We start from the raw sequence: 17,100 nt of genomic DNA on the forward strand, positions 1-17,100 counted from the left end.
CTAATGATTAAAATTTTACTCAATACTGTTATTCGCAATTTGTACAAGCAAAAAGTATATTCTATAGTTAATATTTTAGGATTGGCTACAGGAGTTACTTGTACACTTTTGATATTGATTTGGGTAAATTATGAGCTTAGTTTTGACACCTATCATAAGGATATTGAAAGGGTTTATACGGTTTTTGAAAATCAGAAATATGCCGATGGTGATGTTTTTTCAGTGTATTCAACTCCAAGCCCTCTTGCAGCATCATTAAAGAAAGAATATTCTGAGGTTGAATATGCTTCGAGATTGGTAAGTACATGGGGGCAACTGGTTTTATCTGCCAATGGGAAAACATTTGTCGAAAAAGGAGGGAAAATAGTTGATCCTGACTTCTTTAAAATATTTTCCATACCTGTTTTGTATGGTGATTACATTAGTCCTTTGTCAAATGAAAATACAATTGTTTTAAGTCGAAAATTATCTGAAAAGCTTTTTGGGGATATTGATCCCATTGGATTAAGTATTGAGATTAATTCAAACTATCAGTTTGTCGTAGGTGCAGTGGTTGAAAATGCACCAGAAAATTCTTCTATACATTACGATTTCTTTCTTCCATTCAAATTTTTTAAAGAATACTGGGAGTATGATTTAAGTGATTGGGAAGCAAACTCATTTCATACATTCGTAAAGTTAAAGGACGGAGTCAATGGTAAATATTTGACCGATAATATAAGATATCATGTTCGTCAGAGAGTTCCCTATTCAAATGTAGAACTGGATTTGCAGTCATTTGAAAAATATCATTTGTATTCAATTAGTGAAAACAAATCAGGGCCAATTTGGTATGTTCAGGTATTCTTGTTGGTTGCAGTATTAATACTGTTGATTGCTTGCTTTAATTATATGAATTTGGCTACAGCTCGATCCGAACGAAGAGCCAGGGAAGTTGCAATTCGAAAAGTTGTTGGAGCCCAAAGGCGTGGATTGGTCGGACTATTTTTAACTGAGTCGATAGTTTTCACAACCATTGCTCTAGGATTGGGTATTGTATTTGTTGAGTTATTACTACCTGTTTTTAGTGATCTTACCAATAGAACATTAACATTAAACCCTGGTAATCTGAAGTTTTTAATCGCAGTGGTTTTGATTGTTCTTAGTACAGGAGTTTTATCGGGTAGTTATCCAGCCCTTTTTCTTTCATCTTTTTTACCAATTCAGGTAATAAGGGGCGTGTTTAGGCAAGATTCAGCCATGCTGAGAAAAGTGTTGGTAATTATTCAATTTACCATGTCAATTGCACTGTTTATATGCACATGCGTAATATATAAACAATTGAATTTTTTAAAAGATTCAGATGTTGGTTACAACAAGGACAATATTGTGTATGTTGAAATGCTCGATGACTTTTATGAAGAATATTCGGAGCTGAAAGGTGAATTATTAAAAATTCCGGGAGTTCACTGGGTGACAGCTGCCAACCAAATGCCAGTTAATTTTTTAAACTCAACATGGGATGTGAATTGGCCTAATAAATTAGAAGATTCAGAGGATGTGTTATTTCAGTTATCCTTTGTGGATTTTGATTTTATAGAAACCTTTGAGATGGATGTAATACATGGGCGAGGCTTTTCCAAACAGTTTGGAGAAGATACTTTAAAATTCATCATAAACGAGTCTGCTGCGGAAAAGATGGGGATGGTTTATACCATAGGCGAGAAAATAAGTCTATGGAATTATACCGGAGAGGTAATTGGAATCGTAAAGGATTTCAATTTTAATAGTTTGCAGGTTGGAGTTGATCCATTATTAATGATGAGGAACCCAAGTGCATTTAAATACATAGGAATTAGAGTTGGTGAAGATAAAGATCCAATTATCAACAAAATAAGAAAAGTTTGGAATAAGAAGTTTTCGCATATTCCATTCAACTATAGATTATTAGAAGAAGATTTTGATTATTTCTACCAGGCAGAATCAAGAATGGGAAAATTGTTTGCCTCATTTACGGCAATTGCATTTATCATTTCCTGTCTTGGATTATTTGGTCTAGTTTCGTTTATAACTGAAAATAAGGCCAGAGAAGTAGCATTACGAAAAGTATTTGGAGCTAATGTTAACAATGTATTTCAGTTGTTGTATAAAGAAATTTTGAAATGGATTGTCTTATCAATTGCCATTGCATGGGTTTTATCATTTTTTGCAATGGAATGGTGGCTAAATGGGTTTGCCTATAGAATTGAAATGGGTGTTGGAATATTTATTCTGGCAGCAGTATTATCTCTTCTTATTGCACTTTTAACTATTTACAGACAGATAGCACGTTTGGTTACAATTGCTCCTGCACATGTTTTGAAATACGAATAAATTATAAATAAAAAGGCTATGATTAAAACTAAAAATTTAATAAAAATTTTCCGAACAGATGAGGTGGAAACCACAGCTCTTAATAATGTGAATTTAGAGATTAGTGAAGGTGAATTTGTTGCCATTATGGGACCTTCAGGATGTGGGAAATCTACATTGTTAAATATTATTGGATTGCTGGATAATCCAAGTGAAGGAGAATTGCATTTTAATGGATATCAGGTTGAAAATTATACGGAACGTCAAAGAACTAACCTGAGAAAGGAAAATATTGGTTTTGTATTTCAAAGCTTTAACTTGATTGATGAGTTAACTGTATTTGAAAATGTAGAATTGCCTTTGCTTTATATGAAAGTGTCAGGTTCCGAAAGAAAAAGACGGGTGAATGAAGCTTTGGAAAGAATGAATATCGCACACAGAGCAAAACATTTTCCTCAGCAGTTGTCTGGAGGTCAGCAACAAAGAGTAGCAATTGCGCGTGCAGTGATTTCGAATCCTAAATTAATACTCGCCGATGAGCCAACTGGTAATTTGGATTCAGCTAATGGAGAAGAGGTTATGAATCTGCTAACGCAACTAAACGAAGAAGGAACTACCATTATCATGGTTACTCACTCACCATCAGATGCAGATCGAAGTCATAGAATTATTCAATTGTTTGATGGTCATGTAGTGACAGAAAATATGAGACAAAAATTATAAGACCCAAAAAACATAAACCCCACATCTGCTTGTTTCAGTAATAGAATTGCTATGTTTAAAAATTTCTTAATTACCATTATTCGAAATTTTAATCGAAATAAGTTTTATACAATCCTAAATGTGGTTGGATTGTCAGTGGGATTGATATGTGCAATTCTTATTGTACTATTTATACAGGAGGAATTATCCTACGATAAGTACAATGTGAACCACAAGAGAATTGTAAGATTAGCATCTGACTTTACCCTTAACGGCAAGCGTGATAGAGTTGCCACGTCACCAATGCCATTTGGGCCAACTTTCAAGCAAGAATTTCCTGAGGTGGAGGAGTATGTTAGGATTCAAGGATCTGGTAGGCAGCAATTCAGATACGAGGACAAGGAATTTTATGAAGAAAGGATTTCGTATGTTGACTCAAGTGTTTTTAAGGTTTTTAGCTATAATTTAATTCAGGGTGATCCTGATAAGGCCCTTACTGAACCATATACTATCGTTTTAAATGAAACTTTGGCAAAAAAGTATTTTGGCGATGAGGATCCGATAGGAAAAGTTTTAATTGTTGGGGAAAATAGGTCATTTACCGTTACGGGTGTAATGAAAGATATTCCTCGAAATAGTCATTTCAATTTTCGTGGGTTTTATTCCATGAAAACTATTGAATCTATACGAGGATCAGAGGAATTCAATAGTACCGAACCTATAACATTTTGGAGTTTTAGCAACTACACTTTCTTATTGTTGAAAGAGAACACAAATATAGATGCACTGCAATCTAAGTTTCCTTTGTATTACAATAAGTATATGAAATCTCTGGGAGATCAGTTGGGTGTAGAATATCATCTAATTGTTCAAAAACTTGCCGATATTCACTTGAAGTCAGATCTTCAATGGGATGCACCTACAGGAAATATTAAGTACATTTTTATATTATCAGCCATAGCCTTTTTTATTTTGTCAATTGCTGGAATTAATTATATGAATATGGCAACAGCTCGTTCATCAAAACGAGCAAGAGAAGTTGGTGTCAGAAAAGTTGTGGGTGCTCATCGCGATACTTTAATTCGACAGTTTTTAATGGAGAGTTTATCGCTAACAATTCTGGCATTGATGATTGCGTTAATTGTTGTTGAGTTAATATTGCCACTTTTTAATTTCTTGGTGGATAAAGACTTATCGCTTTCGGTTCGGGAAACTCCTGAAATATTAGTGTTTAGTATTGTATTGGCCTTAGTGTTGGGAATCGTTTCAGGTAGTTATCCTGCTTTTTACCTTTCATCTTTTCGTCCGGCTACGATATTAAAAGGTTCTACCATAAAAGGAAAAGCCGGAGGACTACTTCGAAAGCTTTTGGTTATTTCACAGTTTTCAGTTTCAGCCATAATGATAAGTGGAACTATAGTTGTTGGAGTGCAGCTAAACTATATGAATAATAAAGATATGGGGTTTAGCAAAGAGGATGTATTGGTTAGTATTGTTAGAGATTCACTAATGCGAACCAAGATTGAGCCTTTAAAGGATGAATTGCGGAAAAGTCCAAATATAAACTCGGTAGCAACTTCAAATACGCTCATAGGATTTGATGGTTCAAAAACTGTGCATTTGTATGAGGGAGAAGAAGGAATGGAGCAATATGCACTTAATTTTAGTGTGATTGATTTCGATTACCTGGATATGATGCAAATGAAGATCATGCAAGGTAGGAAATTTAGCAGGAAAATTGCTTCAGATACCAGTAGTGCATTTATTGTAAATCAATCGGCGGCAAGAAAGTTTAATTGGGACGAAAAAGCAGTAGGTAAAAAATTACAATTGGGTGTTGAATTGGAAGGTGAAGAAGATGATGATGGTATAATGAAAGGAGAGGTAGTTGGTGTAGTTGCTGACTTTCACTATCGACCTTTGCGTGAAAATATAGAGCCAATCAATTTTTTGGTAAGTGAAAATCCTCGTCATCGAAGAGTTTTGTATATAAAGCTAAATCAGGAGAATAGAGAGGAGAGCATAAAATATATTGAAAGCGTTTGGAATAAATTTAGTCCTAAGATGGCCTTTAATTATTTCTTTTTGGATGATAGATTAAGAGAAAATTATGACTCTGAAGTTAGATTAACCTGGATATTTTCCATCTTTTCGTTGTTGAGCATTTTAATTGCATCGCTTGGATTGTTTGGTCTGTCTTCGTTTATGGCGGAGCAAAGAACCAAAGAACTTGGTATTCGAAAAGTGCTGGGAGCCTCCGTAAAACAATTGGTCAATCTTTTAACCAGGGAGTTTGTGCGCTTAATCCTTATTGCAAATGTTCTTGCCATTCCGATTACATATTGGGCCATGAATTCTTGGCTAAATGATTTTTCATATCGCATACAAATTAGTTGGTGGATATTTCTTCTTACACTAATTGTATCGCTGGTGATCGGTGTATTTACTGTTTCGTGGCAATCGTACAGAGCTGCTTCTGCCGATCCGGTAAATGCAATTAAATATGAATAATTATAATTAACCTAAAACCTAATAAGATGAGAGAAATATGTGTGCCAATTCCATTTACCGATGATGAACAGGTAGCCGAAGTTGAAGTAAAATTTGCTAATCGAAAAATAAGTGTTCAATACCGACTAGAATCTTTTGTTTGGGATGTAAGTGAAGACCCGGATTTTAATCCCGAAGATGGTATAGCAGAGGATTTGATGAAAATCTATAAGCTTAAAAAAATAATAGCCGATTACGATTCTTCATGGGAGTTGATACAGATATTTACACCTGCCGAAAATTCAAAATACATACAGGTTCTGTTCCGAAAAAAATAAATTTACTTTGCAGCTGTAACTAATGTGTAGGTTGTGCGTCTTACAATCGATTCAGAACAATAAAAGCTGCGAATATGGAATATCTAAGTAAGATTGTATTATTTTTTTCTTTGTTTTTTACAATTCTATTGAGTGCTTTGGGGCTTAAGGCACAAAATTATCCATGCTATTTGTATGGCTCTATAACTACTATTGATGGAGATGTTTATGAGGGCCCGATTAGATGGAATGATGAAGAAGTATTTTTGACGGATGTTTTTAATTCTGAAAAAATAGAAAATCCATATTTGAAATATGTCAAGGAAGAAAAAAAGAGAGTAGTTGAATATAAGCGTAGAAAAAGAACTTCGTGGTATAGAGTAGAATATGGTGATGGACAATCTTATAGTGCTTTTAATCGAAAATTTGAATGTCGATTTGGAGATATTAATTCCATTTCGGTAACCGGAAGAGAATCAGTTAATCTGGAACTTAAAACAGGAAAATACATAAATCTATCCGGTGGATCTAATGATGTTGGCAATCAGGTTTGGATAATGGATCATGAACTAGGCTTGCTTAAGATTGATTGGAACAGAATTGATGTGGTGAACTTTTTCTCTCCGGAGAAGCAGCCTATTGAAAATTTTGGCGGACCAATCTATGGTAAAATCACAACTACAATTGGTGAATTTACTGGCTTTATTCAATGGGATCATGATGAAAGATTACTGGGAGATAAATTGGATGGTGTAAGTCGTGATGGTGATATGGATATTCCATTTACTAAAATCAGTAAAATACAAAAAGAGGAGAATGGTTCAAGAATTACCTTAATGTCGGGGCGTAATTTGTTGCTAAAATCTTCTAATGACGTTTCGAGAAATAACCGAGGTATAATTGTGACTATACCAAATGTTGGACGAATTGACTTTACCTGGAAACACTTTTTATCTCTTGATTTATTGCCACTCCCGAAAACTACGATGAGTTGTTTTTCTGAATTTAAAGATTCGGAAAGATTATACGGAAAAATAACTAACAAGAACGGAGAAATTTTTGAGGGGGTGATCGTTTATGACTTGGATGAGGCAATGGACTCGGAAATTTTAAATGGTTTTAATGATGAACTGGAATTTTCGGTGCCCTTTAGAAATATAAGAAAAATTACACCTAAAGCTTATAATTATTGTTTGGTAGAATTAAAAAGCGGACAAAATCTCTTCTTAGGCGATCAAACTGATGTTTCAGGTAAGAATGCAGGAATATTAATATTTACAGGAAATAATGACTATAAGATTTTTGATTGGGAAGAGATTCATGAAATAGTGTTCATGTAAATTGTTTATAGCAATGAGTTGAATAAATAAAATATAATAGTCTAAAACTATTGAAAAAACTGATCATTTGAAAGAATGATCAGTTTTTTTATATAATCTTTTGATTTAACACAAATTATAGCTGTTTAATATATATAAAACAAAAAACTATTTCTAACTTGGAGGAACAAAGTGCAAGTTGATCAGGAAATAATCCTTGGGTAATAATTAATATGTTGAAATTTTTCCCCAAATTTGAAACTTATTTATTTTTCTCTCGTCAAAACAAGAAGTTCTTTTATAAAAAGAATTATTGATTTTATCTAACCTGTTGGTGAGTTTGACTGATTAGAAAACTGTTTGTTATGAAAAGGTATGGTATACGTTTATTACTGTTAATATTATTACATACTATTTATGTTACTGCTGAAGCACGTGATTTTTACTGGATTGGAGGCTCTGGGAACTTTAATGATATTCAGCATTGGAGTGATCAACCAGGGGGGAAAGTAAATCCTGATGCTTTATTGCCGGACAAGGATGACAATGTTTACTTCGACGAATTTTCATTCCCGGACCCAGGTGCAGAGGTTATAATTACAAGTGTAGCCCGATGTGCGAATATGCATTGGGGGAATGTGAAGAACATGCCAACTTTTAAAACCGATGACAATCTGGCTCACTATCTGGTAATATATGGAGGTGTTACTTTTAGCAATCAAATGGTAATCGATCTCGATCGACCATTATATTTTCGTGCTAATACATTAGGTAATATTGTTGATTTTGGAGGGAATACATTCGATGGAGATCTAATTTTTGAAAACAATGGAGGATGGAGAATCACCAACGAACTAAACATTTTAGATAACGATATCCAATTCAATCAGGGAACTTTAAGTATTGAAGCCGAAATAAATTGTGGAAGAATTATTTCAAATACAACCATTTCGAGAGAACTGTACTTGAATTCTGCTACCATAAACTTGAATAAGCCAGGAGAATCGGTTTTTACCTTTCAAACAGATAATCTAAGCATTAATGCAGGTAATTCCACAATTACTGTTTTATCAGGTAACTCGAGTATTGAAGTATCGGGTAGTAAAATGATAGATTTTTACAATTTGATATTCTCTGGCAATTCGGGAGCTGTTGTTAATACGAGTTTGCGTGCCAATTTTAACAAACTAACATTCCAAAAAGATGGTAGTTTAAGTGGGGCAAATGATTTTCAGGAATTAGAATTTACTGAGGGGTATTCTTATACTATTGATAAAGATGTTCAAAATGTTCATGGCCTATTTACTGCAATGGGGCAATGTCATGCATTTATAAATATTACAGGGGGTGCTGCAGGTGGATTTATTTCAGCCGATGGTGTAGCTTTAGATCACTTAAAAGTTAGGAATGTAACAGCAACAGGTACAGCTGCTCCTTTTAATGCAAGTAATTCATATGATTTGGGAGCAAACTCAGGGTGGACCTTTGGTGCTCCATCATCCGATGATTATACTTGGAATGGAGATGGAGGAGATAACAATTGGGGAAATCATGAGAACTGGGATAAAGGTTGTGTTCCATCCAGAAATAATAATGCCATTATCCCTAACGGATTTACTGTAAATGTTAATGTTCCTGCAGAATGTAAGGATCTTGAGATTCAAGGCACATCCACATTTGAGGGGAATCAAAATTTAGAAATATATGCATCCCTAAAGGCTGCCAATGCAAGCTGGGATTTTGATGGACAAACCACATTGAAAGGTGGAGGCACGATATCTTTAAATGCTGCAATGTCGGGAGTCATTGTGGTTGAAGCCAAAGCTAATACTTATACTTTAAGTACTGCATTGAATATTGAAAACGAATTACATTTGATTTCGGGAACATTAAATGCAGCTAATTTCACAATTGATGTAAACCGATTTATTTCGAATTCATCAGAGCCAAGGACATTAAACATTGCAAATGCAAAATTTGATATCAATACAGGAGTTTTAAAAGCCTGGCATGTTGAGGGGACCGGCTTTACCTTTTTAGGAACAGGATCAGAAATAACCCTTTACCAAAGTGGAGCTGAATTTTATAATAACAATACCGATGGAATCACTTATGAAAAAGTTCAGTTTCATCCTCAAGATAATCAGGTGTTTTTAACCAATGAGAATGCGACAGATTATCCTAGTTTTAAGGAGTTGATTTTTAATGGAAGTGCAAAGATCTCCGGGAATCATCAATTCGATAATATCACCTTTGCAGCAGGAAAAGAGTATTTATTTCAGGCGGGAAGTACTCAGAAAATTCTAGCAATAGATGGGCTAAATGCTGTTGGTACTTGTTCCGAAAATATCTCACTTAAAGGGGACGGCGGAGTAGCATTTATTGATAGTGATGTAAATTCAAATAACATTGTTCGCGTTAGAGTTGAGGATGTGAATGTTGTTGGAGGCATGGCAAATGTGTTGGAAGCCAAGGAATCTATTGGGGTTTCTGGCTATGAAGGTTGGGTTTTTCCTGATGATTTACTGGGTGGTGATGTCTACTGGACAGGTAATGTGGATGACAATTGGTTCGAAGCTGGTAACTGGGATAAAGGCTGTATTCCAACAAGAAAAGACAATGTGTTTTTTGAGGATGCTAAAGTTACGGGCAACTCTGCAGTAAATATTTCGCTTAGAGGACAAGTTGCTGAGTGTAACAACATGACATGGAATGCTGCAACGAATATGACTTTTTCAGGAGATCAACCCATAAATATATTTGGTAGTCTGAATATGTCAGGCATGGCAGCAGGAAAGAATTCATTTTCAGGCGAAATGAATTTTAAGGCTGAAAATGATCCTCAAACTATTAATATTGGTGTTGTAGAATTAATGAGTGATCTTAATTTTACTGGAAATGAACAGGAAGATGGAAGTTGGAAAGCCAGTTCTTGGAGTATCACTTCAAATCTGATTACTACAGGTAAGATAGATTTGAAATATGGTGATTTATCTACCAATGGAAATGAAATTGAAGCCAAGGAATTTTATTCTAATTATGGTATAGATAATTTACGTTCATTGAACTTGGCTTCGACAATCCTTAAAGTTGAGAAATTTGAAGTTTCTGCAGAAGCACTTACTCTAAATTCTGGTACTTCGGAAATTCAAATGACAAAAGCAGGAGAGTTTATTGTTTCTGCTGGCGATGAGGATTTGGCATTTTATAACCTGACTTTTGAAGAACCAACAGGAAATGCATATGTAGATATTTTTGCAGATGATGTGAGTTTTAATGAAATGATATTTAATGGGAATACTTATTTCAGAAAACCAACTCCTTCAAAAATAAGTTTTACGGCCAAAAGTATTCAAATGGCCGTGGGAAAAACCTATGTATTTGAAAGTAGACAGGAGTTTGAATTCGAAAATATAATTGCCAATGGAGCCTGTGAAGGAACAATCGATATTTCAGGTTCTGATTCCGATGCTGCGATTTTTAAAGCTAAAGCAGGAGTAACAGAAATAGAAGTAAATTCGGTTAATTTATTAAATGTTCATGCAGATCCGGAAAATGTATTTGTTGCAAAGTCATCATTGGACTTGGGTAACACAACAGGCTGGAAATTTAAAGACGAACCAAAGGGTAAAGATTTATATTGGATAAATGGAGAAGGAGATTGGGATGATCCAAACCATTGGGCAACCTCTTCCGGTGCTGCTGATTCAGGAGGTGTAGCAGATGGTTGTGTTCCAACTGCCAAGGATAATGTTTTTTTCGATGTAAATTCATTCACAGGATTTGATCAGAATGTAAGAACAGGATCAGGAGATATCCGTTGTAGAACAATGGATTGGACAGGTTCTGAAACAGCACGACCTAATTTAATTATGGGAGATACCGATATTTCGGGTGTATACATTTATGGTTCTTTCATTCTTAATAATACATTGGAAATTGACCTGTCACCAATGGTTAACTTCTATTTTAGAGCAACAGAATCACAAACCATTAATACATTTGGTTATGTATTTCCGAATGTGGTTGAATTTGATGGAAAGGATGGGGAATGGACCATGAGCTCTAATTTTCAGACAGAAGGAGACTTATTTATTCGTCATGGTAAGTTAATTGCGAATGGAAATTTAGTTGAATGTAAAAGTTTAACTTCAATTGAAACTCCTGCAGGCATAAATTCGAGAGGATTAGATATTAAAAATTCAAACTTGATAATAAATGGTAGCGAAGATGTTTCGGGGCGTTCGATTTATATCAATTTTGCAGAAGAGGCCTTTGAACAAGGATTTGAGTTTCTTACAGAAAATAGTACCATTAAATTAAAAGAGAATGCCGATGTTATTTTACTAGGATCTACTTTAAATAGTGTATCATTTAATGAGATAATATTTGAAAAAGGAGGAGAACTGAATGGTGGATTCTCAGGATTGGAAGTATATGCATCTCATTTATTATTCCAAGGTGATGGTATAATAAAAGGAAAGAAAAATTCATTCGGAACTCTTGAATTGGAAAGAGGCTTTGAATACAAATTAGAAAAAGGCAGAACCATTACAACCGATAAATTACTTGTTGAAGGTAGCTGTTTTGCTCCAATATACTTACACTCTACTAAGGATGGTGCAGGAAATGAAACATTTATAGTCGCAAAGAATGATGTAAATGGTAATTTCCTTGAATTAAAAGATATTCATGCTGATATTTCTGGAGGAATAAAATACAATGCAAGCAACTCCTTCGATTTGGGAAATACAAATGGTTGGACCGTTGATGGAGCGATTGCTCCTATAGCATTGTACTGGACTGGTAATGGTGCAGATGATCATTGGAACAATCATGAAAATTGGAGTAGAGCAATTGATGGTAGTGAAGAAGGTTGTGTGCCAACAATTAATGACGATGTTTTTTTTACATCTAACTCCTTCTTTGGCAGTAAATTGGTAGAGTTAACCACTGATGCCAAATGTCATAGCATGACATGGAATGATGATATTGATCCGGATGCTAGTTTTTCTGTTACAGCAAAATTGCAAATGGCTGGTTCTATGGATCTGGCCAATAGCATGACTTTGGATATGCAAGGAACTTTCGAATTTATTGGTGATGGATTAACAGATATTAAAAATGTTGACTTCGCTAATAAAAATCTGGATGGAGATATCCGATTTGTAGGAAAGGATCAAAAGTGGAATTGGCAAACAGGTTTTGTTACTTCTGGAAATTTGGAAATTGATGAAGGTTCTGTTTCTACTCAAGGTTTCGGTTTTACCGTGAATGAGTTCAAGTCATTGTCATTACACGATTCTGATGCAGTTCGTTCTTTCGATATGACAAATTCAATTGTTAAAGTAACTTCCAATAATATTACAAGTTGGAGTATGATAATGAATACTACTGGAGGATTAACTTTCACAAGTACAGATTCATACATTACTTTTGAAAATGGAGGAGGTATCTATTGTAAAACTGATGGGGAAGTTCGTTTCGGATTTGTGGATTTTGTTGATAATGGTATTATTAATATTACAAGTGGAGCAGATACAGAAAAAGGATATTTTGGTTCTGTAAGATTTATGGAAGAAGGAAAGATTTTTGGAAACACTGAATTTCTAAATCTTGAATTCACTTTGGGTTACGAGAACAATACCATTGAGTCAGGAAAAACAGTAAGTGTTGTGAATGATTTAAAAATGGAAGGTGTTCGTTGTTCATACGTTTTCCTAAAAGCAAGCACACCTGGAGTACGAGCGATACTTCACAAAACAGCAGATACTTTCGATAAAATTTATAATGCATCTTTTACTGATATTCAGGGAACTACAGGTTCTGGTGCCATTGATCATCCAGTAAAATACCATTATGATGAAGATAATTCTACTGGTTTTGTTTTATGGAATGATCCTGATGGTGAAGACAATCCTCCTTCATTTGAGGAAAGTTTTGATAAACCAAGAGAAGAGTGGTGTAGTGATGTTGCTGTGCTAGATCATGTTAAGGGATTCCCGATTAATAGCTCAACTACTTTCCAATGGTATTATAGTGTTGATGGAACAGCTGGTACTTATACCGAAATGGATGGAGAAACCAACGCGGTAATTGAAGTTGATAAAAATGGATTTTACAAAGTTGAAGTTCGATACGGAAAAAATACTATAGCTGATGATGGAACTGATTGTAAAATTGAATCAACAATCGAAGTTGCATTGGGAGAAGTTTCTACAGTATCATTAGAAATTACTGCTAATAATGTAAAATGTTTCGGACAGAGTAATGGACAAGTAATTGCTACAGTTAAAAAGAATGCAACTGGAAATTATCCTGATTATACTTTTTTCTGGAAATCAGAATCTGGTGACGAAGTAGATTCTGCTGACGATAAACCAAATTGGACGAGTACAGCTTTTGGTCTTAAACCAGGAAAATATTACGTAACTGTTGCGGATGGTAAAAAATGTGAATTCGATACAGTAGTTAATGTTTTCGATGCTTATAAATTATTAATAGATAATATCGATACGAAAGATCTTACTTGTTATACAGTTCATGAAGGAGAAATTTCGATTGATGCTTCGGGAGGAACAGGAAGCTTATCCTATTATTTGGATAACAATTTGCAAACAAGTGAAAATATTACCGGATTAGCATCTGGGGATTATAAAGTTTTTGTTCAGGATGGAAATGATTGTAAAACTACGGAAGAAGATGTGAGCATAAATTCAAATCCAGAATTGATTGTTGATTTGAATGGTTTAGATCTCAAATGTTTCGGAGATAAAAATGGTGAATTTACTCCAACTGTAACTGGAGGAGTAACAGATTATTCCTACGATTGGACCGGACCTGATGGATATTCTTCCACAGATTCTAATATTTCAGGATTAGCTGGAGGTCTGTATGAATTAACAGTTACTGATAAAGTTGGATGTACTGCATCTAAGGAGCAAGAACTGAATGAGCCAACGGAACTAATTGCAGAAGAGTTAGTTGTGGATGATGCTAACTGTCATGGAGAGGAGTCGGGTGAAATATTTGTAGTGGGAGGACAAGGTACTCCGGATTATCGCTATTTCCTTGATGGTTTGGAAGAAAGCACTGGAATATTCAAAAGTTTAGCTCCTGAGAATTACGTATTACGTATCGTTGATGCCCATGGGTGTATATTCGAGAAAGAAATCACTGTAAAGGAGCCAAACAAAATTGGATTTGTAATTGCCGATATCGTTTTACCTTCTTGTGAAAAATCTGAAGACGGAATTATTCATGTTACACCTTATGGTGGAAATGATGCTTACACTTATACATGGACTGGTCCGAATGACTACAAATCATATGAGCAAAATATTGAAAACCTGATTTCTGGAAAATATGCATTGCAAATTTCAGATAAGAAAAATTGTTCAAAAACGGACACAGTCAAATTAGATCTTGGTCTTAGTCTTCAGCTTGGTGTTGTAGTAGAACAACACGTTGAAAAAGTTGGAACAAATCAGGGAGTTTTGGCATTGGAATTATTCGAAGGTACCATGCCATACACTTTTACAGTTAGTGGACCGAGTGGAACATTTAGCAGTCCTGATAATTTTGATGAAAATAATTATTTGATTGAAAATCTGGCAGCAGGTGTTTATAAAGTTGTTGCCACTGATGCATCATCTTGTACTACTGTCGAAAAATCAGTGATTATCGAAGGGCCGGGACAAGTGTTTGCATATATTGATCAGGTAAAACCAATTGGTTGCATTGGTTCGGCCGATGGAGAACTGGAAGCAGTTGTTGGCGGAGGATCAGGAACTTATACTTATTCATGGACAGGTCTATCTGGTTATTCGGGAAGTGGGAAAAAAATATCTGGTTTAGAACCAGGAGTTTATTCACTTATCGTGAGTGATGGAGGGAATACAGCACAAGCTACATTTGAGCTGTTACCTGCTGATCCTATTATTGTTAGTGTTAAAAATTTCAAAAATGTTAGTTGTTACCAGGCGGCTGATGGAGAAATTGAATTATTGGTAGATACTGGAGGAGCTGATTATACAGTTGAATGGACCAATGATCTGGGCAAAGGATTTTTATCTTCGGCTAAGAAAATTATGAATCTGGAACCAGGTATGTATACTTATACGGTTACAACTTCACAAGGCTGTAATGTTACAGGCAGTCAGCAAATTACAGAACCAGTAGATTTGAATCTAACTGCTAGTTATACAGATATTAGTATTGAAGGAGAGCGTGATGGAGTTGTTTCTGCAAATTTTGGAGGAGGGACTGCACCATATACAGTTTTGATTTCCGGACCAAAAGGTTATTCTCATGCAGAACTAGACAATACAACAGGAACCATTTCGGTCAATGGACTAGAAATGGGTGTTTACGAAGTTGCAGTTATTGATGCCAATGGTTGTAGAATTGAGGATGTTACAAAGGTACATGAACCGTCAAAATTACTACTTTATACTACTTCGGTAACGCATATTACTTGTCCTGGTGGTACGGAAGGGGCTGTTAATCTTGCGGTTGAGGGAGCCAGTGACCCTGCAAATTTAACATTTTCCTGGTTGGGTGATAATCATTTTAGGAGTGCCAGTCAGAATATAAACAATTTAAGTGCAGGTACTTATAAAGTAAGGGTGCATGATTCTGGTGGTGATCCTGGATATGAAGAGCAAACACTTGTAGTTATTGTAAAGGAACCTGATTTATTGGATATTGAGGTCAATACTAAAAATATCTCATGTCCTGGAATGAGTGATGGTTACATTAATATTCAACCTAAAGGAGGAACACCTGGGTATAATTATAATTGGTCAGGAATAGGGGTTGATGTGAATAAGGAAGATCAGGAAAATTTAGCTCCTGGTATATATATTGTGACTATCACAGATATAAATGGTTGTAAATCAAAAGATGTAGAAATAGAGATTACTGAGCCAAAACGACTCATGGTTACTGTTGGGGATAGTAAAGATCCTACCTGTTATGGTTTGGAAAATGGCTGGATTCAATTAGATATCAGTAATGGGACAGAACCTTATATTATTGACTGGAATAATTATGGTAGTGTAACCCAGCGAATTGAGGAATTAACCAGAGGTGTGTATGACTATAAGGTTATTGATGATAACGGCTGTAGTGAAAGTGGTTCGTTTACTTTAAACCAACCAGATACTTTAATTGCTGAGATTAATGATTTTACCGATGTTCTTTGTCATGGAGATGGAACAGGGAGAGCATTGGTTGAGATAACCGGAGGAACTCCTGATTATAAAATTCTTTGGTCTGATGGTCAGGATACTGCAGAGGCAACTGATCTTAAACTCGGGAAATACGAAGTGTCTGTAATTGATGCTCAGGGTTGTACTGATGTTTCTGAGGTAGACATTTACGAACCAGAGCCATTGGTGGCCGAAGTTGAGGTAATTAGGCCAACTACCTATGATGCAATGGATGGGGCCATTGGAGTAAATATCACTGGCGGTGTTAAAGATTATTCATACAGTTGGCTCAAGGATGATTTAACCGTTGGATTTACATCGGAAACAATTGAAGATATTGACAGAGGTGTATACACGCTGGAATTGAAGGATGCCAATAATTGTCCATTGGACACGACTATTGTTGTTGAATATTTATTTGAACGCAGAATTCGAATACCAAAGGCATTTACCCCAAATTCAGATGGTTACAATGATTATTGGGATATAGAAAGAATAGAATTTATTCAAAAATTGAAGATTGTTATTTATGATCGTTGGGGGAAGGCTGTATATAAATTTGCTGGTACTGGTAACGAATATAAAGGTGAACCATGGAAAGGTAATGATGGCAATATAAAATTGCCAATTGGGTCGTATTATTACGCGGTGGAGGTTGAGGATGAAAAGCCAATGATGGGAACCGTAACCATTCTGAGATAGTAAAATAGAACTTTATAACCTGACCAT

General features: G+C 35.2%; 6 protein-coding genes. All 6 read left to right on the plus strand.

Annotated elements, in window-relative coordinates:
- The first annotated feature begins 3 nt into the window (after positions 1-3).
- The 6 genes from NQ163_RS01990 to NQ163_RS02015 all read left to right on the plus strand — a co-directional run bounded on the left by NQ163_RS01990 (position 4) and on the right by NQ163_RS02015 (position 17,073).
- On the plus strand, positions 4-2,352 hold the full coding sequence (locus tag NQ163_RS01990; RefSeq protein WP_268188634.1) for an ABC transporter permease: 2,349 nt from the start codon (positions 4-6) through the stop codon (positions 2,350-2,352).
- Between the two features lie 18 nt (positions 2,353-2,370).
- The gene (locus NQ163_RS01995; protein WP_268188635.1) at positions 2,371-3,054 is read left to right on the plus strand and encodes an ABC transporter ATP-binding protein; all 684 of its coding nucleotides are present in this window, start codon (positions 2,371-2,373) and stop codon (positions 3,052-3,054) included.
- 51 nt (positions 3,055-3,105) lie between these two features.
- On the plus strand, positions 3,106-5,544 hold the full coding sequence (locus NQ163_RS02000) for an ABC transporter permease (protein WP_268188636.1): 2,439 nt from the start codon (positions 3,106-3,108) through the stop codon (positions 5,542-5,544).
- A 26-nt stretch (positions 5,545-5,570) separates the two neighbouring features.
- Positions 5,571-5,861: a hypothetical protein gene (locus tag NQ163_RS02005; protein ID WP_268188637.1), complete on the plus strand. Its 291-nt coding sequence runs from the start codon at positions 5,571-5,573 to the stop codon at positions 5,859-5,861.
- Between the two features lie 74 nt (positions 5,862-5,935).
- Positions 5,936-7,180, plus strand: coding sequence for a hypothetical protein (locus NQ163_RS02010; RefSeq protein ID WP_268188638.1), 1,245 nt, complete (start codon positions 5,936-5,938; stop codon positions 7,178-7,180).
- Positions 7,181-7,524: 344 nt separating this feature from the next.
- Complete coding sequence (locus NQ163_RS02015; protein ID WP_268188639.1) at positions 7,525-17,073, plus strand: gliding motility-associated C-terminal domain-containing protein; 9,549 nt, start codon at positions 7,525-7,527, stop codon at positions 17,071-17,073.
- Positions 17,074-17,100 lie beyond the last annotated feature (27 nt).

Origin of the sequence: Marinifilum sp. D737 (genome assembly GCF_026672275.1) — a bacterium.
Taxonomy (GTDB): Bacteria; Bacteroidota; Bacteroidia; order Bacteroidales; family Marinifilaceae; genus Marinifilum.